This window comes from Actinacidiphila acididurans (genome assembly GCF_016918855.1).
Taxonomy (GTDB): domain Bacteria; phylum Actinomycetota; class Actinomycetes; order Streptomycetales; family Streptomycetaceae; genus Actinacidiphila; species Actinacidiphila acididurans.
The window spans coordinates 13,941-36,488 of record NZ_JADKYB010000030.1 but is presented as its reverse complement, the minus strand read 5'-3'; the positions used below and the strand labels follow the sequence as shown (position 1 = coordinate 36,488).

Annotated in this window: 36 protein-coding genes; 1 reads left to right on the top strand and 35 read right to left on the bottom strand. The window is 71.5% G+C overall.

What is annotated here, in order from left to right; translation table 11 throughout:
* Positions 1–193: 193 nt before the first annotated feature.
* The 35 genes from ITX44_RS36580 to ITX44_RS36415 form a co-directional block, all read right to left on the bottom strand.
* A complete protein-coding gene (locus ITX44_RS36580; protein ID WP_205363575.1) occupies positions 194–1,678 on the bottom strand; it encodes a hypothetical protein in 1,485 nt (494 codons plus the stop codon).
* Positions 1,679–1,698: 20 nt separating this feature from the next.
* Positions 1,699–2,280, bottom strand: coding sequence for a hypothetical protein (locus ITX44_RS36575; RefSeq protein WP_205363573.1), 582 nt, complete (start codon positions 2,278–2,280; stop codon positions 1,699–1,701).
* A gap of 31 nt (positions 2,281–2,311) precedes the next feature.
* On the bottom strand, positions 2,312–2,734 hold the full coding sequence (locus ITX44_RS36570; protein WP_205363571.1) for a hypothetical protein: 423 nt from the start codon (positions 2,732–2,734) through the stop codon (positions 2,312–2,314).
* 10 nt (positions 2,735–2,744) lie between these two features.
* A complete protein-coding gene (locus ITX44_RS36565) occupies positions 2,745–3,695 on the bottom strand; it encodes a hypothetical protein (RefSeq protein ID WP_205363569.1) in 951 nt (316 codons plus the stop codon).
* Positions 3,696–3,781: 86 nt separating this feature from the next.
* Positions 3,782–4,147, bottom strand: coding sequence for a hypothetical protein (locus ITX44_RS36560; RefSeq protein ID WP_205363567.1), 366 nt, complete (start codon positions 4,145–4,147; stop codon positions 3,782–3,784).
* A gap of 61 nt (positions 4,148–4,208) precedes the next feature.
* Positions 4,209–4,607 carry a hypothetical protein gene (locus tag ITX44_RS36555; RefSeq protein ID WP_205363565.1) on the bottom strand — a complete coding sequence of 133 codons (399 nt, stop codon included), beginning with the start codon at positions 4,605–4,607 and terminating at the stop codon, positions 4,209–4,211.
* A 32-nt stretch (positions 4,608–4,639) separates the two neighbouring features.
* Positions 4,640–5,104, bottom strand: coding sequence for a hypothetical protein (locus tag ITX44_RS36550; protein WP_205363563.1), 465 nt, complete (start codon positions 5,102–5,104; stop codon positions 4,640–4,642).
* Positions 5,101–5,493, bottom strand: coding sequence for a hypothetical protein (locus tag ITX44_RS36545; protein ID WP_205363561.1), 393 nt, complete (start codon positions 5,491–5,493; stop codon positions 5,101–5,103). Before ITX44_RS36545 ends, ITX44_RS36550 begins: the two co-directional genes overlap by 4 nt.
* A 7-nt stretch (positions 5,494–5,500) precedes the next feature.
* A complete protein-coding gene (locus ITX44_RS36540; RefSeq protein WP_205363560.1) occupies positions 5,501–5,869 on the bottom strand; it encodes a hypothetical protein in 369 nt (122 codons plus the stop codon).
* Between the two features lie 165 nt (positions 5,870–6,034).
* Positions 6,035–6,295, bottom strand: a complete 261-nt coding sequence (locus ITX44_RS41875) for a MerR family transcriptional regulator (RefSeq protein WP_205363559.1) — start codon at positions 6,293–6,295, stop codon at positions 6,035–6,037.
* A 126-nt stretch (positions 6,296–6,421) separates the two neighbouring features.
* Entirely contained in the window at positions 6,422–7,027 is a 606-nt protein-coding gene (locus ITX44_RS36530) for a GIY-YIG nuclease family protein (RefSeq protein WP_205363558.1), read from the bottom strand.
* 110 nt (positions 7,028–7,137) lie between these two features.
* Positions 7,138–7,587 carry a DUF6221 family protein gene (locus ITX44_RS36525; RefSeq protein WP_205363557.1) on the bottom strand — a complete coding sequence of 150 codons (450 nt, stop codon included), beginning with the start codon at positions 7,585–7,587 and terminating at the stop codon, positions 7,138–7,140.
* The gene (locus ITX44_RS36520) at positions 7,584–7,886 is read right to left on the bottom strand and encodes a hypothetical protein (protein WP_205363556.1); all 303 of its coding nucleotides are present in this window, start codon (positions 7,884–7,886) and stop codon (positions 7,584–7,586) included. Before ITX44_RS36520 ends, ITX44_RS36525 begins: the two co-directional genes overlap by 4 nt.
* Positions 7,883–8,578 (bottom strand): hypothetical protein, encoded by a 696-nt coding sequence (locus ITX44_RS36515; protein ID WP_205363555.1) that lies wholly within the window; start codon positions 8,576–8,578, stop codon positions 7,883–7,885. The genes ITX44_RS36520 and ITX44_RS36515 overlap by 4 nt, the downstream gene beginning before the upstream one ends.
* Positions 8,575–8,787 carry a hypothetical protein gene (locus ITX44_RS36510; protein WP_205363553.1) on the bottom strand — a complete coding sequence of 71 codons (213 nt, stop codon included), beginning with the start codon at positions 8,785–8,787 and terminating at the stop codon, positions 8,575–8,577. Before ITX44_RS36510 ends, ITX44_RS36515 begins: the two co-directional genes overlap by 4 nt.
* Before the next feature lie 27 nt (positions 8,788–8,814).
* Positions 8,815–9,204 carry a hypothetical protein gene (locus ITX44_RS36505; RefSeq protein ID WP_205363552.1) on the bottom strand — a complete coding sequence of 130 codons (390 nt, stop codon included), beginning with the start codon at positions 9,202–9,204 and terminating at the stop codon, positions 8,815–8,817.
* Positions 9,201–9,929: a WDGH domain-containing protein gene (locus tag ITX44_RS36500; RefSeq protein WP_205363551.1), complete on the bottom strand. Its 729-nt coding sequence runs from the start codon at positions 9,927–9,929 to the stop codon at positions 9,201–9,203. The genes ITX44_RS36505 and ITX44_RS36500 overlap by 4 nt, the downstream gene beginning before the upstream one ends.
* Positions 9,926–10,084, bottom strand: a complete 159-nt coding sequence (locus ITX44_RS36495) for a hypothetical protein (protein WP_205363550.1) — start codon at positions 10,082–10,084, stop codon at positions 9,926–9,928. The genes ITX44_RS36500 and ITX44_RS36495 overlap by 4 nt, the downstream gene beginning before the upstream one ends.
* Positions 10,085–10,098: 14 nt before the next feature.
* Positions 10,099–10,704, bottom strand: coding sequence for a hypothetical protein (locus tag ITX44_RS36490; RefSeq protein ID WP_205363549.1), 606 nt, complete (start codon positions 10,702–10,704; stop codon positions 10,099–10,101).
* A gap of 17 nt (positions 10,705–10,721) precedes the next feature.
* A complete protein-coding gene (locus tag ITX44_RS36485) occupies positions 10,722–11,540 on the bottom strand; it encodes a hypothetical protein (protein ID WP_205363548.1) in 819 nt (272 codons plus the stop codon).
* Positions 11,541–11,769: 229 nt separating this feature from the next.
* Entirely contained in the window at positions 11,770–12,444 is a 675-nt protein-coding gene (locus tag ITX44_RS36480; protein ID WP_205363547.1) for a DUF6197 family protein, read from the bottom strand.
* 5 nt (positions 12,445–12,449) lie between these two features.
* Positions 12,450–12,683 (bottom strand): hypothetical protein, encoded by a 234-nt coding sequence (locus tag ITX44_RS36475; protein ID WP_205363546.1) that lies wholly within the window; start codon positions 12,681–12,683, stop codon positions 12,450–12,452.
* Between the two features lie 20 nt (positions 12,684–12,703).
* Positions 12,704–13,117, bottom strand: coding sequence for a hypothetical protein (locus ITX44_RS36470; protein ID WP_205363545.1), 414 nt, complete (start codon positions 13,115–13,117; stop codon positions 12,704–12,706).
* 205 nt (positions 13,118–13,322) lie between these two features.
* A complete protein-coding gene (locus ITX44_RS36465; RefSeq protein ID WP_205363544.1) occupies positions 13,323–13,589 on the bottom strand; it encodes a hypothetical protein in 267 nt (88 codons plus the stop codon).
* Between the two features lie 17 nt (positions 13,590–13,606).
* On the bottom strand, positions 13,607–15,628 hold the full coding sequence (traB, locus tag ITX44_RS36460) for a plasmid transfer protein TraB (RefSeq protein WP_205363543.1): 2,022 nt from the start codon (positions 15,626–15,628) through the stop codon (positions 13,607–13,609).
* A gap of 77 nt (positions 15,629–15,705) precedes the next feature.
* Positions 15,706–16,362 carry a plasmid transfer protein TraA gene (traA, locus tag ITX44_RS36455; protein WP_205363541.1) on the bottom strand — a complete coding sequence of 219 codons (657 nt, stop codon included), beginning with the start codon at positions 16,360–16,362 and terminating at the stop codon, positions 15,706–15,708.
* Between the two features lie 23 nt (positions 16,363–16,385).
* The gene (locus ITX44_RS36450; protein ID WP_205363539.1) at positions 16,386–17,510 is read right to left on the bottom strand and encodes a hypothetical protein; all 1,125 of its coding nucleotides are present in this window, start codon (positions 17,508–17,510) and stop codon (positions 16,386–16,388) included.
* Positions 17,507–17,632, bottom strand: a complete 126-nt coding sequence (locus ITX44_RS42445; protein ID WP_265934368.1) for a hypothetical protein — start codon at positions 17,630–17,632, stop codon at positions 17,507–17,509. Before ITX44_RS42445 ends, ITX44_RS36450 begins: the two co-directional genes overlap by 4 nt.
* Entirely contained in the window at positions 17,632–18,294 is a 663-nt protein-coding gene (locus ITX44_RS42890) for a RapZ C-terminal domain-containing protein (protein WP_307795652.1), read from the bottom strand. The genes ITX44_RS42445 and ITX44_RS42890 overlap by 1 nt, the downstream gene beginning before the upstream one ends.
* Positions 18,294–18,560 carry a hypothetical protein gene (locus tag ITX44_RS36440; protein WP_205363538.1) on the bottom strand — a complete coding sequence of 89 codons (267 nt, stop codon included), beginning with the start codon at positions 18,558–18,560 and terminating at the stop codon, positions 18,294–18,296. The genes ITX44_RS42890 and ITX44_RS36440 overlap by 1 nt, the downstream gene beginning before the upstream one ends.
* Positions 18,557–19,141 (bottom strand): hypothetical protein, encoded by a 585-nt coding sequence (locus ITX44_RS36435; protein ID WP_205363536.1) that lies wholly within the window; start codon positions 19,139–19,141, stop codon positions 18,557–18,559. Before ITX44_RS36435 ends, ITX44_RS36440 begins: the two co-directional genes overlap by 4 nt.
* 99 nt (positions 19,142–19,240) lie before the next feature.
* On the bottom strand, positions 19,241–19,744 hold the full coding sequence (locus ITX44_RS36430) for a hypothetical protein (RefSeq protein ID WP_205363535.1): 504 nt from the start codon (positions 19,742–19,744) through the stop codon (positions 19,241–19,243).
* A 256-nt stretch (positions 19,745–20,000) separates the two neighbouring features.
* Positions 20,001–20,456, bottom strand: a complete 456-nt coding sequence (locus tag ITX44_RS36425; RefSeq protein ID WP_205363534.1) for a hypothetical protein — start codon at positions 20,454–20,456, stop codon at positions 20,001–20,003.
* A complete protein-coding gene (locus ITX44_RS36420) occupies positions 20,453–21,043 on the bottom strand; it encodes an HNH endonuclease (protein ID WP_205363533.1) in 591 nt (196 codons plus the stop codon). The genes ITX44_RS36425 and ITX44_RS36420 overlap by 4 nt, the downstream gene beginning before the upstream one ends.
* Positions 21,044–21,162: 119 nt before the next feature.
* Positions 21,163–21,552 carry a hypothetical protein gene (locus tag ITX44_RS36415; RefSeq protein ID WP_205363532.1) on the bottom strand — a complete coding sequence of 130 codons (390 nt, stop codon included), beginning with the start codon at positions 21,550–21,552 and terminating at the stop codon, positions 21,163–21,165.
* Positions 21,553–21,752: 200 nt separating this feature from the next.
* Here ITX44_RS36415 and ITX44_RS36410 point away from each other — a divergent pair, with 200 nt between their 5' ends.
* Positions 21,753–22,517 carry a GntR family transcriptional regulator gene (locus ITX44_RS36410; protein WP_205363531.1) on the top strand — a complete coding sequence of 255 codons (765 nt, stop codon included), beginning with the start codon at positions 21,753–21,755 and terminating at the stop codon, positions 22,515–22,517.
* Positions 22,518–22,548: the final 31 nt, after the last annotated feature.

Sequence of the window (22,548 nt, the reverse complement as noted above, 5' to 3'; positions counted from 1 at the left end):
CTCGCACAGGGCTTCGTGGACCTGCCTGCCCTCGGCGGCTTGCTGTAGTCCGCGCAGGCCGTTGGCGGTCCACAGGCGGCCGCACCACGCCTGCCCGGGATGGGCCCGGCACAGCAGCACCCGGAACGTAGGGGCGTTCGCGCGGTGCGCGCACCGCGGGGCCAGCAGACGTATCACCGAGGGGGTCCTCTCGTCAGGCCGGTTGCTGGGGCTTGTAGGCGTTGAGGTAGCCCATGGCGCCGTCGAAGCCGCCCGGCGCGGCGTAGAACGCGAGCAGGAGGGCGTCGGCGTTGTCCGGGGACCGGCCGATGCGTTTGATGGTCTCCGTCTTGGGTTCGACGACGATCCGGCCCGCGGCGTCGATGCTGTACTTCGGCGCGGTCAACTGGGAGACCAGGCGCTCGCGGTCGTCCTCCTCGAGGCGGGACAGGTCCCAGCTCACGCCCTCGGAGAGTTGGCGGCCGACCTGCCACCAGATCTGGGAGCGCAGGTTCTTGTACTTCTCCGGTTCGGTGGACGCTTCGGCCACGTTCACGCCGAGGATGTCCGCCTCGTGGGCGCCCTGCTGCCGCTTCTCCCGCAGGCTGCCGACGATGCCCCAGCCGATGCCGATGGAGTCGACCTTCACCACGGCGGCCCGGGACTCGCGAATGGCCTCCACGATCCGAGCGACCGCCTTGACGGGGTCCTTCTCGCGGAACTTCCACTCGCGGCCGACGGTCATGCCGCGGCGTTCACGGATGCTGGTTTCGTCGCCGCCGGCGCCCATGTCGATGCCGAGCTCCACCGGGCCGGCGGTGTCGCGGGAGGCGTCGTTGTCGCGGGGCTGGGAGCAGGCACGCAGCTTCGACAGGCGCACCACGCCGTCTTCGGAGTCGTGTGGGAACTCGCCGGTGACCTTGGAGATGTACGTCGGGGAGGTGACGCCGAACTCGGCGGCCATGTCCTCCACGTAGTCGTGGCCGACCAGCATGGGCCGCAGGTCGTCCGGTACAGGCTCGCCGGTGAAGTTGGGGGTGTCGAACGCGGAGATGCGGATGACGTTCCATCGGTCAGTGTTCGCGCACACCCGGGCGAACTGGGAGCCAGGGTCGTCGGGGTTCCCGATGGCGAGGATGCGGCAGTGCTCGCCGGTGGCGATGGCGTTCGCGGCGGTCCAGAACTGCTTGTTGATCCCGCACGCCTCGTCGAGGATCACCAGCACGTACTTGGCGTGGATGCCCTGGAAGGCGTGCGGGTTGTAGTCCGAGGGCTTGCGGCCGAACGCGATGAGGCGCTTGCCGAGCTTCCAGTCGGTCTCGTTGATCCGCCCGAGGAACGGCTCCCCGATCGCCTCCGCCTTCGCGAACGCGGCGTTGATCTCCGACCACAGGATCGCCTTGACCTGGTCACCGGTCGGCGCCGTGGTGACGACACGCGCCTCACCCGGCGGGTGGGTGTCCAACCACCACGCCGTCAGCCGGGACGCCGTCCACGACTTGCCGACGCCGTGGCAGGACTGCACCGCAGTGAGCCGGTGGTCGCGCACGGACTCGGCGATGGCGACCTGCTTGGACCACAGGTGCTCACCGAGCTTCTGCCGCGCCCACGCGGCCGGGTCCCGGGCGTACTCCTCGGCGCGGTCGCTGCGGTCGGCGTCCTCCTCGATCCGGTCGGCCGCGAGCAGGAGCGCATCCACCCGCCCACCCCCGTCCCGGGTCAGACGCTGCGAAGCCGGTGCGCCGCGACCCGCTTGGCTTCGGCCGCAGCCGGCCCGTTGATCCCGGCGTGGGCGAGGGCCGCGTCGATCGCGGCGATGACGACGTCGGCCTGCTGCTCGCTGATCGCAGCGAGCCGTTCGTCGATGTTCAGCTTCGCGATGAGGCCGAGGATCTGCCCGCACCGGTCCATGGCCCGCTCGTACAGGGCGATCTCGGAGCGGAGCTGCTCACCGCCGGCCAAGCCCTCGTAGCGGAAGCGGTCGCCGAGGCGGTTCACGCACGCGGCGAGCGCCTCCTGCCACGCCACGGCCTGACCGGCGAGGAGCCTGAGCGCAACGAGGGGGTTGTCGACGGGCTGGACGTCGAGGGTCGCCAGGGCGGTGCGCGCCTGAGCCTCGGCCTTGGCCGCGCGGGCCGCCTTGCCCTGGTCCGTGGTGGAGCCGCCGTGAAGCTTGCAGTGCCCGTGTCCGGCGTGGTCGGTGCCCCAGCCGGCGGGTCGAGTGCAGGTCCCTTCGCCTTGCCGTTTGCGGGCCCCGCAGTGCCGACTGTCATGACCCTCGGGCTCAGGAGGCACTGTCATGACCCTCTGCCTCCCTTCCCCGATTTGGGGGTCAGGTCCAGCCGGGCGGGAGCGGCGGCGGTGTGGGCTCGGGTTCGGGCTCGGGGAGGGGTTCGGGGGTGCAGTCGCAGCCGGGGGTGAGTTCGGGGCGCGGTGCGGTGCAGCCGGGCCCGTGGATGTGGGCGGCGGCGTCCTGGGTGATGTAGTGGGTCAGGCAGCCGTACACGGCGTGGACGTAGTCCAGGCAGTCCGGTAGTGGCGGCCAGATGGGCTCCGGTCCGTCGGGGTCGGCCAGCGCGGTGGCTTCATTTCTGCGGGCCTGTTCCTTGGCTTGCTCGGCGGCGATCTCGTCTGCGGTGAGGCGGCGGGCCCAGTGGACGGCGGAGGGGCCGCCGCAGTAGCCGCAGGGGGGCGCGGTGGGCTCGGCCGGCGCGTCGGGGGTGGGGGCGAGCGGGTCCGGGGCGGGGTCGGTCACGGTGCTCCGTTCAGGTGCCGAGGGGCCAGCGGATGAGGGGCCAGTAGCCGTCGTAGCCGTCGCCGAAGTACACGCGGCACGTGTCGTCGCCGCCCTTGTAGATCATCTCCAGCGTCCAGTTCCCGGACGGGTCGATCTCGCCGGGCTGGACGGTGAAGGCACGGGTGCCGCCGACGCCGGGGAAGCTGCCGGATTGGGCGTACCAGGGGGCGTAGCCCTCGACGTTGGGGGTGGTGGTGCCGGAGGAGACGAAGCGGGAGATGGTGCCGTCGCCGGCGCGGATGACGGCGTCGAGGAACATGGTGGTGCCGGTGCGCAGGAAGGACGGGGACCAGAGGATGACGTCGCCGGCCCGGGCGGGGATGGTGCGGCCGACGTGTTTGCCGCCGGTGCCGATGACGGGGGTCCAGTCGGCAACCGTCGTGAGGGTGACGATGCCGGCGCCGACCGGGTCGTCGTAGAAGACTGGGGTGACCCCGCCGCCTCCGCCGCTGATGGTGGTCCAGGCGAGGGCGCTGCCGCTGGTGCACACGGGGGCCTTGCCGGTGGCGGGCGTCCCGGTGACTGGGAGTCCGACGATCTCGGTGAAGCGGGCGTCGTCGCCTGCGGCGCAGGTGCCGGTGGTGGTGCCGACGTTCCGGACGGCTGCGGCACCGAGGCCGAGGTTGCCCCGGGCCGTGGGGGTGTCCTGAACGTCGCCCAGGTTGTTGGCGGCCAGGAGGGCTCCGGCGGTGCCTCCGCCGCCAATGACGACGCCCTGGGCGGGCCACGCGCCGGCCGCCTTGGGGCCGTAGAGGGTGACGGTCGACGGGTAGGCGGTGAGGTCGTAGTACCAGTCCCCATCGATCCCCACGGTTGAGGTCGGGGTGCCGAGGCCGTTGAGGGTGGTGTTGCCGCGCGGGCCCTGGGCGCCGGGGATGGAGACGGTGACGTTGGCGGGGAGGCTGACGTTGACGGTCACGTGAGCCACCTCCTCGGTGCCGGGGTCTCGGGAAACCGCAGGTCGCACCCATACCAGCCGGTAACTACGGGGTGTGGGCGGCCCTGCTACGGCAGGGCGGCCGGGAAGCTGTTGAACATGCCCGTGACCCACGCGGTGCGGGTGCTGGCGTCGGTGGGCGCCGACCACAGGGCCAGGGGGTAGAAGCCCTTCTTCAGCACCGCGGTGGCCGCGGGGGTGAGGGTGACGGTCAGGGTGGACGTGGGCAGGTCCACGGTGATTGAGCCCTGCGCACCGGGGGTGGTCGTCACGGAGATCAGGGCCGGGCTGGTGATGTCGGTCACGCTCGGGCGGACCACGAACTCCCATGCCAGGCCGGTCAGGTCGATGAGGGAGCCGTCGGCGTTGGTGAGGGTGAACTGGCGCTGCCACTGGCTGCCGGCCGGGGCGTCGGTGTTCCACTGCAGCGTCACGGCCGCACCTCCCCCGTCGCTGTCCGGGTGGCCGGTTCGCGGCGTACGGCGTCGATGGTGCTCAGGGGCGTATGCCGCGGCGCCGGCGTTCCTCCTGGGCCTGGCGCCGCTGGGCGCCCCTGACGGCCTGCTGCATGTTCTCCGTCATCACGGTGCCGCCGACGTGGACGTGCACCTGGTTCTCTGTGGGCACGGGCGTGTCGCTGGAGTGGGCGGTGACGAATGCGGCGGCGTCCACATCGAGGTCGAGGACCGCGGCGGGGACGGTGAGGCGTACCGCGGCCTCGCGGGTCTGCGCGTCGAGGACGAGTTCGACGCGGGAGACGAACAGGAGCTGCTGGCCGTCGAGGTGGATGGTCGCCTTGGACGGGTTGCCGCTGGGGCAGCGCACTTCGAGGCGGTGCTGGCGGGGCGCGGTGTCGGGGGTGCGGTCGTGCTGCTCGTCGACCTGGTCGGCCATGAGGGGCCTCCGGTGGAGGGGAAGGTACCGGGTCAGGGGCGCCGGCCGGCGCGGTGGCGGGCCTGGCCGCGGCCGCGGTGAGCGTTGCCACCCTGGGCCGGCTGAACCATGAGGCGTTCGATGAGGGCGAGTTCGGCCTCGCGCTCGGCGACGAGAAGTTCGGCGCGGGTGATCTCGGCGGCGCTGGCCCTCGCGGCGAGGAGGCGTTCGCGGGCATCGCGGGCCTCCTGGAGGCGCTGCCGTGAGGCCGCGGCCCGGTCCTTGACCTGGGCGGCGTTGCGCTTGTTGTCGTCCGGGGTGGTGGCACCGGCAAGTTTCCGGGCCCGGGCCAGGAGGTCGCGGGCGGCGCGCTCGCCGATGGACGCGCTCACGGTGACCTGGGTCTGGGCGGCGTCGCCGGGGTGGACGTAGCACTCGGCACCGGAACTGTTCGTCCAGATGTAGTCGAAGCCGAGGGCCTTCAACTCGGCGATGAGGTTCTTGCCGTGCCGCTTCACCGCGCGCCCCCGGCCTCGGGGAGGGGGGTGAACTCGAGGACCAGCGACACGCTGAGCAGGCCGGCCCGGGAGGGGTGGGGGTCCCACGCGGTTTCGTCGTCGATGACGACGACGGCGTGCTGGACTCCGCGGGGTGAGGGGCCGATGGCGATCCCGAGCGGGGTCGGCGTCTCGGGCTGCCACTCGCAGCGGACGAGGTAGCCGTGTTCCTGGCCGAACACGATGAGTCGGTTCAGCCAGTCGTCGTGGGTGATGAAGTGCGGGACGACGTTGAGGTCCAGGTCGAGGAGGGAGGCGACGGCGGCCTGCAGGCAGTTGCCGGGTACATCGCCGTCCTGCTCGTGGAGGATCGTCTGGGTGACCTGGCGGGCCGGGGCGGTGGTGGTCACCGCGGGCTCAACGCGTCTCGCTGGCGGACTCGCCGGTCAGCACCATGGTGACGTCCAGGCCGGCCCGGTACACGCGGCCGCCGGGCTGGTTGCTGGTCTCCCAGGTGATGACGCCGTGGGCGCGGCCCTTCTCACGGGCGGTCGCGGCCAGTTCGAGGAGGCTGGCGGTCACGGGGTCGGCGCCGTCGGCGCGGGTGACGGAGATCAGGTGCTGGTTGCGGACGCTGTGGACGGGCTCGTGGGCGACGTCCTTGAAGACGGTGAAGTCGCCTTCCTGCTGGTAGTAGGCGGCCTCGATGCGCTCGCTGCGGGGTTCGTCGGGCGTGGAGCCGATGGTGCTGACGACGAAGACGCGGGTCTGGGTGGGCTTGGGCATGGCGGGACTCCTGGTGGCGGCGTTGGCGATGGCGGCGATGGGTGGGCCGTGCGGCCCCCGGGCCCTCCCACGGGGGCCGCACGGCGGCAGGCGTCGCCCTTGGGGCATCGGCCTGCGGGCCCCGGCATCGGCAGTACGGCCGGCGGGGCAGTCAGGGGGTGTGGGTCAGGCGGCTGTGGCAGTCGTGTGCCAGCGGCGCCCCGGGCGGCTCTTGCTCGCCTCGATGATGGTGGGGATGTGGAAGAGGTCTCGGCCGTCGCCGCGGACGATGGGCTCGACCTTGCCGCGATTGACCCAGACGCGGATCGTGACCGGCTTCACGCCCGCAGCGCGGGCGGCCTCCTCGATGTCGCCGATCTGGCCGCCTTGGTGGAGCTGTGCGAAGTGGACCTCAATGGTGTCCGGGTTGGGGAAGGTGACGGCCACGGGAGCACCTCCCTGTGAACGCACGAAACCCCCGCCGGAGTCTTCACGACGGGGGTTTGGAGACACGTGTTCTAAGTGCTGATCACGTTACGGTTAGATCGGCCGTACGCGCAAGTCAGGTGGGGCTCACGGGTGAGGCAGGAACTGACTCAAGCCTGGGGGCGGCGGCCCGTTCTTGTCGAGGACGGTGTCGATGTGCTGCTGAAGGTCCGGGGTGAGTTTGAAGTATTCGCACCAGGCGGCGAAGCGGATGCTGGCGAACTTGGCGTGGAGTTCGCTCTCCAAGCCGTAGCTTCCGGGCTCGACGGCGAGAACTTCGTCTGGCATCAGGTCACGCATGCGCTGCCGCAGTTTGGTTGTGGTGCCGATCTTCACGTAGTCACCGCGGCGGATGTAGTAGACCACGCCGCCCGGTGCGTCGCCGAAGATTCCCGGCTTGAGTTCTGCGAGGCGCTGGGCCTGCGTTTCGCGCTGTGTGTGAATGCGAGCGTTCGCTTCCCGGGATTCCTGAAGCCGCGCCCTGGCCAGCTTCGCCGCGGCGGCCACAATCTCATCGGTCATCTCGATTCCGGCTTTGCTCCACTCCGTAGCGATGCGGATGAAGCCGGGGAGAGCGGGGTCGCCGGGCGCTGGTATGTGGCGGCTGATGCCGCTCCTACCCGAGTCCGGGGTGAGGGTCCTGGGCGTGAAGGGCTTGACTACCTTCACGTGGGTTCTGGAAGGCTTGGGCATGTCGGCTCCTTGCGGTCGGCCACGCCCCGGGGCGGGTGACGTCCGTCGCCGGGGTCTCAACTGCCTTGATTCTACCGCGATTTACCATGTTTCCGCTGGTCAATGCCCTTTTACTGGCCGTTCGGATCGGGCGTGTCGCTGGTCCAGCCCCAGCCTTCGGCGAGGATCTCGACGGTGGGGCAGGGGGCTTCGATGGGGTCGCCGGCGTAGTTGCGGCAGGAGCGGCAGACGGGCGGCATGTAGTGGTCGCCGTCGCAGTCGGCGTCGCATCCGCGTTCACTGAACCGGCCGTGGTTCTCAACGGTGGCGTGGAGTTCGATCTGCTTCCGCTCGGCCTCGATGTGGCGGAGTACGGCGGCCGGGTCGTTCGCCTCGACGAAATGGCCGATCTCCGGGAGATGGATCTGTGCGAGTTCGTTGCCGTTGCTCAGGTCGCGGATCTCGCGAACCATGTGGTCGTACTCCCACTCCCCTGACCAGGCTCGCGCCGCGGCGGCTTCTGCGCGGGCCTCCGCCGTGGTGTGGGCGGCGCGCAGGAACGCCAGCGGATCGGTGGTCACGGTGTCCCCTTGCCGTAGAGCCCGGCCCGGATCTCCGCGCGCCGGGCCTCCTCACGCCCCCGCCGTTCGGCTATCTGCCGGTTCCGCCGCTCGCTCATGACGGCGAGCATCTCCTTCGATGCCTCGCCCCAGTAGCGGGCCTCAGCCCGGTCGGCCTCCGCAGCCCGCCAGCGTTCCGCCTGCTCACGCGCAATCTCGTTGGCATCGTCGTCGAACCACCAGGACGGCGGCATCGTGTTGAACTGCTCATACAGGTCGTAGTCGTCTGTGATGTACGCGCGCGCCATGTCGCCGCTCACTGCGGCCTCCTCTCACACCGGCAGCCGGGTTTGACGTGGACCCGGCCGAAGGACGCCTCGTAGCAGGCGCCGGGGGTCACGGCCGCCGTTGGGGTGGGTGCCCATATCGGACTACGGAAAGGCGACCACGGGGGCAGCATGGCGTAGGCGGCGGCGCGCCGGGTGAGGGTCATGGCGATGACGTCAGCCAAGTCCTCGGGCACCGCGGGGGCGTCGTCGGTCACGGGCTTCTCAGCCGCGGAGGGGATGGTCCAGCAGGCGTCGGTGCATTCCTGCTGGGTTTTGGCTACGGGGTCCCATTCATGGGGGAAGCCTGCGTTGTCGAGGCGGTCTTCAAGGACGTCGATGCCGCCGATCTGCTCGACTGCCCATAGGACCCATCGGCCGCGGTCGGTGATCCAGGAACCGCCGATGCTACTGCCGTGTTCGAGGAGTCCGGCTTCCGTGAGGGCGGCGAGGACCAGTTGGTGGGCGCCGGGCGTGCCGCACAGTTCTTCGGCTTGCCGCCACCGGCCGTCTTCGTACAGCGGGGCGAGTGTGAGGATCTGGTGGGCGAGCTTGTATCCGGCTGCGGGGTCGCCGCATCCGCAGAACGGCAGGTGTTCGCAGAACACGAGGTACAGGTGACAGGCGACCTCTTCGAGGTGCGGGGGGAAGGGACCGGCTGGCGTGGTGTCCAGGTGGCCGCTCATGCCGTGCCGTCCAGGGACAGGCCGGGGGCACAGCGGCCGTTGAGGCAGCCGGTCATGCCGTCGGAGACGAGGTGGACGTGGTGGCCGGCAGCGAGGAGCTGGCGGGCGGCGTCGTGGGCGGTCCAGCGCGGGGGCGGCGGGAGGGCGGGCTCGGTGTCGTCGAGGCTGTCGAGGTCGGGGGCGGTGAGGTCTTCGAGGGTTTCGGGCATGGAGGGCTCCGGTGGTTGGGGTGGTGGTTACTGGCCGTTGCGGTCGTGGAGGCCGAGGGCGTGGCGGGGGTGGCTGATGGGGTAGCGCTCGTTCGCGTAGGTCATGCGCTGGATCTGGAAGTCCACGGGGAGGCCGGTGCGCAGCTTGGCGAGTTCGGAGAGGGCGGCGCAGAGCAGTCCCCAGAGTCCGTCCGGTGACTCGTAGGGGGCGGGCTGCGGGAAGAGGGCGTCGAACTCCTGGTCGGGGAGGATGAGGCGGACGTCGACGTCGCGCCACGTCTTGGTCTTGGCCGCGGATCCGACGAGGTAGGGGAGGTGGCCGAAGGCGTCGTTGATCTCGCGGCCGAATGCTTCGAGGTGGAGCATGGCGGGCATGCCGACGCCGATGACGCCGATGCCGGTGTGGTTAGCGGTCACAACTGCTGGCCCCGTTCGGTGGTCTTGGCGGGGTCGGGCTTCCGGAACGGCCCTGGCGTTCCGAGGGCGCGGGCGATCCAGGCGATGTGCTCGTACTTCGCCTCGGTGGTGTGGCCGTCCCACTGGGCGCGGGGGTCGTCGGCGGGGACGTGTTCGAGGTGCTCGATCAGGTCGGCGTCCCTGGGGCCGAAGTGCCAGGAGCACTGCCGCCCGTGCAGGACGAGGTACAGGATCTGCCAGCCGGGTTCGGGCACGTCCGTGGCCGGGGCGACGACGGCGCTTTCGGCTTGGCCGGCGGCAAGGGCGGCGAGGGCATTCCGTTCGCGGTAGGCGCCGTCGCGTTCCTTCACGGTCGAGGCGAGGCGGGACCGTACGACGGGCAGGACAGCGTCGGCGACGAGGGCGGTCCACTCGTCGAGGGTTTGCGGGCCGGCACCTGCGAGGACGGTGTGGGCGGCCGCGGCGATGGCGCTGCGGAGATCGACGTCGGCGAGGGCGCGGTACAGCCTGTCGCGCTCGGCGGTGATCCGTGCGAGTTCGGCTTCGGTGTCGTCGGCGGCCACGGCGAGGGACATGGCGAGGCCGGCGAGGCGCGTGTCGAGTTGTTCTGCGGGGGTGATGTGGTCGGTGATCTTCGTGGCGATGTGCCGGATGGTGTCGGGGATGCTGCGCTGCTGGATTGCCAGTGGATTTGCGGAGGGGCGGGCTTGTTCCTGGGCGGTCATGCTGTCTTCCCGATGATGGTGACGATGATCGTCTTGAGGAGTTCGAGGGCCTGGGGTTCGGAGAAGCCGGCTCGGACGTACGAGTCGTAGATCTCGTGGTGCATGACCGCTTCGGCGGCCAGTGACGTAAGGGGTTCTTCGGGCTGTTCGGGCATGGGGCTCCCCCGGTTCAGTCGGTGGCGGGGCGGCGTCCGCCCGTGGGGATCGCGGCGAGCTCCCGCATCCGGGCGAGGCGTTCGGGTGTGGTGCCGTAGGCGCGGTACCGGCCGCAGTGGGCGCAGTGGCCGTAGCCGTCGCCGTCCCCGTCGAGGATGGGCTGGTCGCAGATGCAAGCGGCGTGGGCGGCTTTGATGGCCGAGCAGTCGGAGTGGAACAGGCCGGGTTCGCCTTGCCACCAGTGGCTGCGTTTGCGGTCGTACTGGTGGCTCACGTTCACCGGGTCGGCCTTCGTGGAGCGTTCGCCGCACCAGGCGCATCGGGTCAGCAGTCGCCGGCGGAATTCCTGGAGCGGGGGCACCTGGATGCGCCAGTGGTGGATGTGCCACATCCACGCTCGGCCGCGTCCTGCTCCGCAGGTTGCGTCGTCGTAGCCGGATGGGTCGCGGTGCCACACGGTAATGAGGGGCGGCCAGTACAGGCCGCGGCCGGCGACGACGGAGTACGCACCGCGGTGCTGCCAGCGGACACCAGTACGGGCGGCAAGTCCGGTCGTCCAGGCGTCCGGGCGCGGCCATGGTCGGCGGATCTCGAAGGCGACGGTGAGGGGGTCATGCACGAGGGGGCTCCCTTTGGTCAGGCGGCGGCGGTCGTGGGGGTGTGGGTGTTCTGGGCTCGGCGGAGGTTGATCCATGCCGTGGCGCCTTCCCAGGTGGTGCCGCAGGTGGGGCAGTGGACGCGCTGTGCGCCGGGCCGGGTGGTGAGGGGGGTGCCGCACAGGGCGGGGGCCCCGGGGGCCGCGGCTGGCCCGGCGCCGGACAGGCCGGGGAGGGGGGTGGGGCAGGGGCCGATGGGGACGGGGCCGGGGCGGCGTTCGCCGGGGTCGAGGGCGCCGCGGAGGGCGGTCGTGCACTGGTCGTGGAGGCGGCGGATCTCCTCGAGGTCGTCGGCCACCTCCAGGTGCGACTCGCAGGCCCACTCCAGGTTGATGCGGAGGAACTCGATGTGGACGGGGATGGCTTGGCGGGGGCTGCCGGGCCACGTGCCGATGTGGCGTCGGAGGGCGGTGCGCCAGGAATCCTCAATGGCCTGGAGGCGGGTGGCGACTCCGCCGGCGGTGGTGAGGGTGAGGACGGCGAGGTTAACGGGGACGGGGGCGTCGGTGCGGCTGCCGGATCGGCCGCTGTCGCCGCCGCGGTGGCGGGTGAGGGCGCTGGTGGTGTCGAGGTAGGGGTAGAGGGCCCGGATGCTGGCGAGGCGGTGGGCGGCGCGGTCTTGGCAGGCGCGGCAGGCGTGCCGGCCGTGCTCATCGGGCCAGAGGTCGCGGTGGCAGGCGATGCAGGTGGGCCACGCGTACTCGTCGCCGCTGACGGCGGGCGTGTTGTGGTCGCCCTGGCTGGCGGTCTGGGTGCTGGGGGCGGAGACGGAGGTGGGGTGGGTGTGGGGCGACTGCATGCGTGTCTCCTGGTGAGGGCGCGGCGCGCGCCGGCCGGCGGCATTGCCCGAGGCCGGGGGTTACAGGTGGGTGCGCGGCAGCGGCGTGGTCCGGCCCGCAGAGGGGCGGGAACGCGGAACGGCCCCAACCCGAGGTTCGGGTGGGGCCGTTGACGTTAAGTGCATGCCGCGTGCGACGCGCCCAGCGTAGCCGACTACCTCCCGAGGTGACCAGGAGTTACACGCGCGGTCAGTAGCCGGCCTGAGTCGCGCGGTGGGCGGCGGCGGTGACGAGGGCGATGGCCTGGTCGGCGGTGCGGCCGGGCTGCCGGTTCCACTCACCGATGAGACCGGGCCATCCGCGTCCCTTCAACTCGACCATGACCCAGGCGGCGGAGTGGTCGGTGGTGGCGCGGGAGCCGTGGCCGAGGCGTTCGGCGGCGAGGATGGCGCCGCATACGCAGCGGGCGCCGCGGGCGTCCCGGAGCCGGTACGGCCGCGCCTGCCAGCCCCACTCCGTCAAGACGGTCGCGGCCCAGCCGAGTTGTACGGACGGTTTGATGTCGGGCTGGTACAGGCGGCGCCAGGTGTGGAGGCGGTCGGGAAGGACGGCGGCGAGCCGGCCGGGAAGTTGTCGGTCGGCGGGGGCGGGCCCGGTGACAATACCGGCCTCCCGGACGAGCTGCGCGGTGGTCTTGGTGAGGAGGAGGCCGGGGACTTGGCCGACGAGGTCGGCGCCGCTCCCCCGGCCGGGCCGGTCGTACGGGCCGCCGGAGGCGGGTGCCGTCTGGTCCGGTGCGGGCGGCGTGGTGGGTTCGGGTGCGGTGGTGTGCCAGCCGTCGAGCACGGCCTGCCAGGCCGCCGACTCGATGAGTGCGGCGGCCTGCTGGTCGAGCAGGTCCGGGTCGGGGCTGGCGCCGGGCATGGGGGTCAGGTCTCCTGGGTGGGTGGTGCGGGTGGCGGTGTGGTGTCGATGCCGAAGGGGGCTTCGAGGCCGGCCGCGCGGAGGTGGCGGCGTAGTGGGGAGTCGGTCAGTGCCGGGTTGAGGCGGGCCAGGACGGCCTTGGCGGTGGGCTCGTCGTCCGGCGTGGTGGCGTCGGCGGCCTCAGCGGCCGGGTCGGGTTCCGCGGTGTCGTCGGCGGGGGTGGGTAAGGGCTGGTCCATGGCGGGTTCCTGGCGGGTGGTCAGAGGCGGTAGGTACCGGGGCGGCGGGTCTCGTGGAGGTATCCGGAGTCGACGAGGTGGGTGAGGTGCTGGGCGAGCCAGGCGCGGGTCTGGCCGATCCTGGGGAGTTGGCCGATGAGGTCGGTGGGGCGGATGCGGGTGCGGCCTTCGGCGCGCCATTCGGCGATGATCTGGTCGACGGCGGCCGCTGCCTGGGTGGGGGTGTTGCGGCGCGGGGGGATGAGGTCGGCGCGGAGGATGGTGAGGAGCCGGTCGACCTGCTGGCCGGTGAGGGGGGTTTTGCCGACCGGGGCCCAGTCGGGTGCCTGCCGGAATTCGACGCGGGCGACGTCGTGGCCGTCGGGGTCGCGGGTGGTGGTGGCCCAGCTTCTGAGGGCGGCGGTGAGGACCGCGGCGTTGCGTGGTTGGGGCATGGGGTGTCCTCGGCGGTGGTTGGTGGCGGGTCCGGCTGGGCGGCGGGTGGTGTCAGCGGGTCGGGGTGTCAGGGGGGGCGGCTCGCGCGCGTGCGCGCGCGTTACGTAGAGGTGGGCGGCCTGACAGCCGGGCTGATACCGGGGGCTGATACCGGCTGACGGCCCGTGGTGGGCGTGTTGGGCTGTCAGCCGGTGTCGGTGCAGGTCAGGCGGGTGCCTCCTCGTTGTCGGCGGCGTCGTAGCAGCGGGCGCACAGGTCACCGGTGTCCTCGGAGGGCCCGATGTGCAGGTGCTGGCCGCAGAAGTAGCCGCCGCATCCGTACTCGTCGCCGCCGGGGGTCTGGCCGCAGAGGCAGCCGAGACCGCGGTCGATCTGCTCGGTGCAGCCGGACTCCTCGCAGACGGTTTCGACGGCGTAGCCGGCTTCGATCTCCTCGCCGTTGCGGGTGATCGTGTAGTGGGCGTTGCCCATGGTGGTGTCCTTCCTGGTCAGGCGGGCTGGAGTTCGGGGTACAGGAGGCGGTAGACGCCGGGGGTGTCGGTGTCGGCGAGGTGGATGCCCTGTTCGGCGAGTTCGGCCAGGCGCGGGGAGAGCCAGGCGCGGGAGCGGCCGATGTAGCCGTCGCCGCCGAGGTAGGGCTTGAAGTCGCGGGGGCCGAGGGTGTCGTAGCCGGCCTTGCGGAATTCGTCGAGGAGGGCGTGGACGGCGGCGACGGCCTGTTCGGTGGTGATCTCGTCGTTGCTGCTGGCGGTGGTCGCCGTGGCGGTGCCGAAGGTCCAGGTGGTGGCGGGGGCGGGGATTTCCTTGGTGGGGTCGACGACGGGGTCGGGGGTGTCGTCGTCCTCGTCTTCTCCGGCGCGGATGTCGCGTTCCACGCTGGCGAGGATGGCGTCCTCGAGGTCGTCGGCGCCCGGCATGTCCGGCCCTCCGAAGTCGTCGGTGTGGGTGTCGGTGCTGGTCAGGTCGGTGTCAGGGGCGTAGACGTCGGGCTCGTAGATGGTGCGGTCGGCGTATGCCTGGCCGGCGGCGGCGGTGGTGACGGGGTCGAGGGTGGGGCGGTGGGTGACGGCGAGGACTCCGGCGATGGCGTCGTCGTCGATGCGGTAGGTGCGCAGCGGGGTGGCGTAGCGGTCCTCGTCGACGCCGGGGGCGACGAGGTAGGCGTAGCCGGGGCGCCGGTTCTCCCAGGCTTCGGGGCGGGCGCCGGCGTCGCGGACGTCGTCGGGCAGGGCCATGTCGGCGGTGGTGGAGCCCTTGACGCCGAAGACGAGGGCGCCGCCGAGCTGTTCCCGCACGTCAGTGGGCATGCTGGTGGAGGACGGGCGCTGGAGGGAGACGATGACGGAGATCCCGGCGGAGCGGGCCTCCATGACCAGGCCTTCCATCTCGGTGCCCTCGCGGAAGAACTTCGCGGCCTCTTCGATCCACACGATGATGTAGGGCATGCCGAGCTGCTCGAACGCGTCGGGGGTCCAGTTCTTGAAGCCGTTGCGGCCGAGTTCGTTGGCGCGGGCGGTGATGACGTCCGAGAGTGCGGAGATCATGGCTTCGCCGCCCTTGAGGGTCATCTCGACCCAGTCCAGGTAGGGCAGGAACGGGGCGAAGGTCTGCATGCCCTTGGACGGGTCGATGGCCCACACGACGACATCGCACCTGGTCAGGGCTTCGGTGATGGCGACGGACTGGCCCGCGCTCTTGCCGGAGCCGTTCATGCCTGCGGTGAGGAAGTGGGTGGCGTTGCGTCCCAGGCCGGAGGGGAACCACAGGACGGCGGGGGCGCCGTCCTCGTACAGGCCGATGTGGATGGCTTCGGTGATGGAGCCGCCGGGGCTGGAGGGGCCGGGCCAGTCGGTGGGCTGCTTGAGCATGTCCTGGGGGACGACGACGAGGGTGGCGCGGTCGCCGCGGTCGGGGTCGGGCAGGATCCGCACCGCAGTGGGGGCCACGCCGAACTCGGCGGCGATGTGCTTGACGCGGTTGCCGAGTTCGTCGGTGGTGACCTCGCCGGGGGCGAGTTGGATCGGCGCGGTGACCTTGTTCGGTTCGACCTTCGGGGTGCCCCTGAGCTGGACCTTCGCCTGGCCGATGGCCTTGGTGAGGATGCCCTGCTCGATCGCGGCCGGCTGGCCGTGCTGGTTGTCGGGGTTGGTGCGGAGGATCTGCCGGATGTTCCAGCCGCCGGCGGTGACGGCCCCGCCGATGGCCCAGGTGGACAGCATGAACGGGCTGACCGGGTTGGTGATGGTGCCGAGCAGGAGGAATCCGCTGGCGGCGCCGGTGGTGAGGGTGGCGTGGCGCCGCCGCTGGTCGCTGGTGCCTTTGCCGGCCCACCAGGTGGTGGCGGTCATGAGGCCGGAGGCGACGGTGAGTCCGGCGGCGGCGAGGGGGCTGTGGCCCCATAGGGCGTGGGCGCCGACGGAGGCGGGGAGTTCGGCGATGACTGCCAGCCACGGCCGTGTCCGCTGGTGCTTCGCCGCCTTCCAGAGGTCGGCCTTCAGGCTGTCAGCCATGGTGTCAGGACTCCTGTCAGAGGGGTGTTAGTGCAGGTGGGATGGGTGTCAGGGGTGCGGGGCGTTCGGGTCGGGGGTCAGTTGAAGGAGAACTTTGCGCGGGGCGGGGGCGGGGTGCGGCCCTTGCTGACGGTGCGGGCGTTGGAGTCGTACTCGCGCTCGAAGGACGCGTACGCGGCGGCGGCTTCCTTGGCGATGACCTGCTCGGCCTTGGCGATCCGCTTCAGGTGCTTGGAGACGCGGCGGGCCCGCATGCGGGCGCCCCCGATGGAGCCGTTGAGGTCGGGGATGTGCCGCAGGACTTCCTCGAGTTGCTCGGCGTCCATGGCCCGCTCCGTGGCCCGGGCCCGGGCGCCCCTTCGGACGTGCTCGGCGAAGGTGCGGATGTCCTCGTTGCTCATGAAGGCCGACCCGGGGGTGCCGGACGACCCGGTGCCGGACGGGCCGGCCGTGGTGCCGCCCTGGCCTGCGCCGTTTCCTCCGGAGCCGCCGCTCTGCTTGACGACGGTGATGTTGACGCCGGGGTTGAAGGACGGGTTGAAGCCTCCGCCGTTGCGGGTCTTGTTCACGGTCTTGCCGCGCCGCTCGTGGCGGGCCCGCGCGGTCGGCGACGGCCCGGCGGCGGCCGGGGGCGTGGGGGGTGTCGGCGGGGCGGTGGGCCGGGGCGGTGCCGCGGGGGCCAGGCGGCGCGGGCCGGGGCCGGAGGGGTGGAGGTCGTAGTCGGGGGCGGCCATGGCGAAACTCCTTCGGTGCAGGGTCAGGCGGTCTTGGCGTAGAGGTCTCGCGCGGTGGCGAGGCGCTTGGCGGCCGTGGACCGCGGCCGCCCGGTCTCGGTGATGGCGTCGTCGAGGGAGACCTTGTCGGCGCCTCCGCGAGACCGCATGAGGTCCAGGAGGTGGTTGATCTCGGTCTCGCGGTCTCCGATTCCGGTGACGGTCGGGGTGGTGGTCTCGCTGGTTCGGCGGGTCGGGACCGGGCGGGGAGAGCGGGTCTCAGTCTTGGTCTCCGTGGGCTTGGTCTCGCGCACCGTCTGCGGGACTGGGGTCTCCCGGTGGTTGGTCTCGCTGGTCTCGGGCGCCCTGGTCTCGGTCTCACGCTTGGTTTCCAGCGCGGTCTCACGGCTGGTCTCGCGGGTGGAGACCTGAGTCTCGGTCCCCGTGGTCTCGGTGCGGGGACTGGTCTCCGCCGTGGTCTCTCGTGCGGCGGCGCGGCGGTGAGACTGGGTCTTGGTCTCGGTGATGCGGTGGATGCGCCAGACGATGAACGGGGCGACGGCGGCGACCGCAACGATGAGCCACCACTTCGCGGTGTAGGCGATGTGGCTGGCGGCCGGGTGGGAGGTGACGCCGAAGAGGCCGGCGGCGGCGAGGTGGTAGAGGGCGTTGGTGGCGACCATGAGGATGAGGGCGGCGGCGACGTCGCGGTGGCGGCGCATGGCCTGGATGACGTACACGTCGATGGCGGTGGGGAGGAGGGCGGCGATGATGCCGGGGAAGCCGACGAGGTGGGCGAGCTGGTATTCGCCGGAGGCGGTGAGGCCGACGGCGGCGGCGAGGGCGACCTTGGGGCCGAAGCGGTCGACGAGGGGCCGCTTGGGCTCGGTCTGCTTCTCGGGGCTGCTGGCCGGTGCCGGGGTGGTGCGGGGCCGGGGGGTGGGGGCGCTGTTCGTCATGGCGGCGGCGTGGGCTTCCAGGGTGGCGATGCGGTGTTCGTGGTGGGCCACGCTGGCCTGCTGAATGGTGCTCGGCTCTGCGGGCGCCGGGGGCTTGTGGGTGGGGGGTGTGGTTATGGTCGGGAGCCCCGTCCCGCCGTGCCGCGGGGTGGCGGCGGGCGGGTCGGCCGGGTTGGGCCGGGCCTGCGGGGCGGGCGGGGCGGTGGTCATTGGGGTTTGGCCTCCTCGTCGTCGACGATCGTGGGTGCGGGGGTGGGGTATTGGGGCGGGTCGGGGGATGCCGGGGGGTTGTTGGCGCCGTCGTGGAGGCCGGTGGGGTCGGAGTCGGCCATTACCGCTCCACGACGGACTGGTGGAGGTCGCGGTGGATGAGGGTGGCGCCGGGGATGCGGTGGGCGAGTTCGGCGGCGACGGTCGCGGCCCGGTGGCGTCCGCCGGCGCAGCCGACGGCGATGGTGATGGGTCCGGTGCGGGGGCCGGCGGCGTAGGCGGCGATGGTGGCGGTGAGGGAGTCGAGGAGGGCCGGGATGCCGGCCGTGCCGAGGACGGTGTCGCGGACGGTCTGGTCGTGGGCGGTGAGGTGGCGCAGTTCGGGGCGTACGTGGGGGTCGCGGTAGTGGTGGCGGAGGTCGACGGTGATGTGGGCGGTGGGGGGTGTGCCGTGGAGGTAGCCGAAGGAGGTGATCTCGACCTGCGCAAGGATCGGCGCGGGCGCCGGGGGCATGGGCAGGGAGCGGCACTGGCCGGCGTGCCCGTTGGCGCTGTCGCGGGCGGTTTCCCGGGGGTGGGCGTAGGCGGACTGGGAGCCGCAGCCCAGGCACACCCAGGCGAACGCCGCCGTGTTGGTGCGGAAGGTCTCGGGGTCCTTCGTGAGTGCGACGACCGTGCCGCCCAGGGTCCCGAATACGGCGATCGTGTTCTCGGGGAGGTTGGCCGGCACCGTCGCGAACACCGGGGTGGCCGGGGTCGCGGTGGGTTGGATGGTGGTGGTCATCAGGCGGCGCTCCGTCCCGCCGCGGCGGCGTCCGTACGGCCGGTGGTCGTGGCGGCCGTGGTGGTGGTCGACGTGGTGAGGCCGAGCCGGTCGGTGAGACTGGCGAGGGCCTGCTCGCCGCGGGCGGTGAGGCCGGAAGGGCGGGCCTGGCCTTCGGCGCCCCAGGTGGCGGCCGCGTCCTTCAGGGCCTGGTGCCAGTCGGTGTAGATGCCGTCGGCGCCGGTCTGCTCGGCCATGGCGAGGGCGTGCGCGTCGGCGGGGGTCACCGGACCGCCTCCCCGAAGGCGTTCTCCAGGTCGGTGGTGGTGGCGTTGGCCTGGCGGTTGATGTGGGCGCGGCAGTAGGCGGTGGAAAGTCGGGCGATGACGTCGGCCGGGTCGCCGATGGCGGTGTGGGCGGCCAGGTAGAGGCGGGTGAGGGTGGCGGCGCGCTCGTCCAGGGCGAAGGTGTAGGCGAGGTCGTCGAGGGTGTCGCCGAAGGCGTCCTCCCAGTCCTGCGAGGCGTGCTTGCGGCGGGCCGGCGGCTTCTGTTCGGTGGTGGCGATCAGTTCCAGCAGGGTGGCGGAGGTGTCGTAGTCGGCGGCGATCTGGCGGGTGCCGCGCCGGCCGCGCCATCCCTCGCGGTAGGCGCGGCCGAGGCGGGACAGGGTGTCGGCGAGGTCGTTGAGGATGAGTTCGCAGGCGTCCGCGCGCCAGGTCTGGTCGAGCTCGTCCCACAGATCGATGAGGCGTGCGACGTTCTCGCGGTAGGCGCGGCGGTGGTGCCGGGCGGAGGTGCCGGGCAGCAGCGCCGCGGCCTCCTGCCGCAGGACGCCGAAGGCGCCGAGGCGGGTGAGGGTGCTGGTCATCGGGAGCTGGGTCTCCTGGTCGGTTCGGCGGATTTGGCGGGTGAGTGCTGGCCGTTCTCGTCACCCCCGGTCCGTGTGGGCCGGGGGTCAAGGGCACGGTCAGCGTTCGATCGCGGGGCGGGTTACGGGGATGCCGCCCAAAGTCCGCATGACGCGGGCCCGTCCCTGAAGGGCGTGCAGTTTGTTGAGCAGGTGCCGGGCGGCCCGGTTGTCAGCGGCGCCGCCGTACCGGCTGAGGAGAGGCAGCATCAGTTCCAGGCTGCTGATCTCGTACTCGTACAGCGGCACGGTCATCTGCGCGGCATCGGTCGTGGTGGCCGCGCCGACTCGCTCGTACAGCTGCTTGACCAGGTCGTCGTGGTACATGGGGGCGTCGGGGCGGTTGCGGTTCCACGAGTCGTCGCAGGCCCAGACCATGGCCTCGATCGCTTTGACGTCCTCACCTTCGATCTCGATAGCGAGGGGAGCGTCGGGAGGGTTGTTTCGCATCTGCTTGCATCGGCGGTTGAAGTCGCGCAGGTGGCGCCACTCTTCGATCCGGCTGAAGCCGTAGGTGTGGCCTCGCTTGCGGGGGGCGATGAGTGCCCGAATGGCGAGCGGCATGATCGGGAGTCCTTCCGGGGTTCGAGGTCGGAGCGGGTTATCTGCGGGTGCTGAGGGGCCGGTGCCGTCCCCGGCCGGGCGGGGCCCGGGGGCGACACCGCGGCCATCAGGCGCGGGGGGCGGGTGGTGCACGGTGGGGGGTGGGGCCCGGCGGTGCTGCGACTGTCCGCCGGGCCCCGGTCTGGTCAGCGGCCGTTTCCGCTGCGCTTGTTCGCCTCAGCGACCCGGCGGCTGAGCTCGGCGCGCTCCTCGTCCGTCATCGCGTTTCGCCTCCCTTCGCCACGTCGTGGTGCGTGTCGGCGGGGTAGGGGGCGGGGGCGTAGGGGTCGATGTGGGCGATGGCGTCCCCGACGAGGTCGCGGGGCCAGGAGTAGGCAACATCCGTGACGATGGCCTCGCCGATCCGGCGGGCGTTGTCGCCGTCCCCGGCGGACAGTCCACCGGGGCCGGCCAGGCCGGGGTTGGCGTCGGGGTTCGCGAGTCGGGCGATCACGGCGGCGAGGAGGCTGACGACATCGGCGCCCTCGGACCCGCCGAGGGTGGCGAGGACCGTGAGGGTCTGACCGCGGGTCAGGCCGCTCTGGACCAGGGTCAGGAGACCGTCGCGGATCAAGTCCACGCCCGGGTGGATGCCGGTGAGGTCGTCGGCGATGCCCTCGATCTCGTCGTCCAGCGGCGGCACCACCGTGGCGGCGGGGGCGGGGGCGGTCACTGGGACGCCTCGATCCCGAAGACACGGGCGATCAGCAGGGCCATGAGGATCGGCACCCGCTTGGCCGTGTTCTCGTGGCAGTCGGGGCAGGCCAAGACCAGTGCCGAGTTGGCCCACGTCGGGTACAGCTCGTACGGGACCATGTGGTGCAGTCGGCCCTCCAAGGCGTTGGAGAGCGGCCGGTGGCACAGGGCGCACTCCAGACCGTCCCGTTCGGCGAGCGCGATCTTCTTCTTGCGCTTCGCGGCCGCCGCCTTCGCGGACTTGGCAACCTTCTCCGGGTCCAGGGGACGGCTGGCGACCGTCTCCTCGACCAAGGTGGTGAGCACCCGGGTGATGTCTTCGCGGCGCTTCAGCTCCTGCGCCGGGTCCTGCCGGGGCTCGCTGTAGCGGCTCGCAATGATGTCGGCGATGCGCCGCTCCCACTCCCCCGGCAACGCGGCACGGACGGAGCCGATGTTCATCGTGCCGTTGTGGAGGATGTGGCCCGACGCAACGATCCGGGAGCCGTTGAACGCCTCGGCGCACTCCAGCACCAAGTCGGCGGAGGCGCGCCACCGGATCGTACGGCCGGTCGGGAGCGTCATGACGCCAGTCGCCATGCTGTCCGGGACGAGCGGGCCGCATTCGGTGATCCGGCCCATGTGCTGCCCCCGGGGTGCCGGCTTCGGGACGGGCCGCGCCGCCGGGGCGATGGTGGGGGCGGTCACCGGGCACCCGCGATCTGGGCGTCGTAGCCGGCGATGCCGGCCGGGACCAAGGGGCGGGCGCCGGTCACGTGGCCGGCGACGGTGAGCCGGGCGCCCTGCTTCAGCAGGGGCCAGACCTTGTCCGCCGCGGACGGGCCGAAGTCGATCAGGGCGGAGTTCTTGTCGGTGTCGGTCAGGACCACGTGGACGCGGCCACTGTCCAGCGGCTTCACCAGGGTGATCCGGCCGGTCGCGGTGACCGCGGTGCCGGGCCGCTGCTGATCGAGGGGGCCCTGCTTCTGGGCCTTCAGCAGGTTGTCGTAGAAGTCCACGGCCAGCCGGCCGGGCATCGGAATCGGCGCGTTGTTGGTCGTGCGCCTGGGCTTGGTCTCGGTACGATCCGTCATCAGGGATCACTCCTCCTGTGCATGCAGGTAGGGGCGGCTCCGAGGCCTCCTGCCGGTGTTGACGCACCGGTTGGGGGCCGCTTGCATTTCTAAGCCTTGCCTCTTGTTCTAGAATGCTGTCATACTAGAACGCGAGATGCAAGGGGCTACGCTGAAGCCGTTGCGTACTGACATGCGAGATACAGGAGGAGACAGGGCTCATGCCCCGCATCCAGCGGCAGCCGCCGCCATACATGCAGATCACGGACGCGTATCGGCAAATGATCATCGACGGAGTCTTCAGCGAGGGGGACAAGCTCCCCACCGTCGCCGAGATCGCCCGAGAGTGGAGCGTCGCCCACGCCACGGCAGCGCGCGCCATCAGCCAGCTCCAGGTGGAGGGGCTGATCACCAGCTCCCCATCTCGGGGCAGCGTCGTGGCCAGCCAGGGCAGCAAGGCAAGCTCACCCCAGGACCGCATAAGCCGCTCACGACGCACCGGAACGACCGAAGCCAACGGTGAGCACCACTTCGTGACCGCAGCAGAGATCGTCGCGGCCCCCACGTATGTCGCCGAACTGTTCGACATGGAGCACGCCGGCCGGGTCGTACGGCGGGAGTGGACGACGGTCGAGAACAAGCAGCAGCGCGCCCTCACGGTTACCTGGCACCCCGCCGAACTCGCCGAAAGCGTCCCCGAGTTGCTGGACACGGAGTCGTCGAAGGTCGGGCCGATGCTGAGCCGGATCGAGTCGGTGACGGGCCAAGGCACCCGGGCGCGCGATTTCTACCACGCCCGGGGGGCGGACGCCCGTGAGGCGAACGCTCTCGGCCTGCCGATCGGCGCCGCGGTCCTCGCCATGACGTGGCTGGTGTGGGTGTCAACCGAGGCCGGGGAGGACCGCCTGATCGAGTACGGCGAATCCGTCATCCCGCCGAGGCACACCGTGTCCTACCCGTACGAGATCGCCGTTGACGGTGAGTAACCCACCGAGGGAGATGAGTACCTGATCCAAA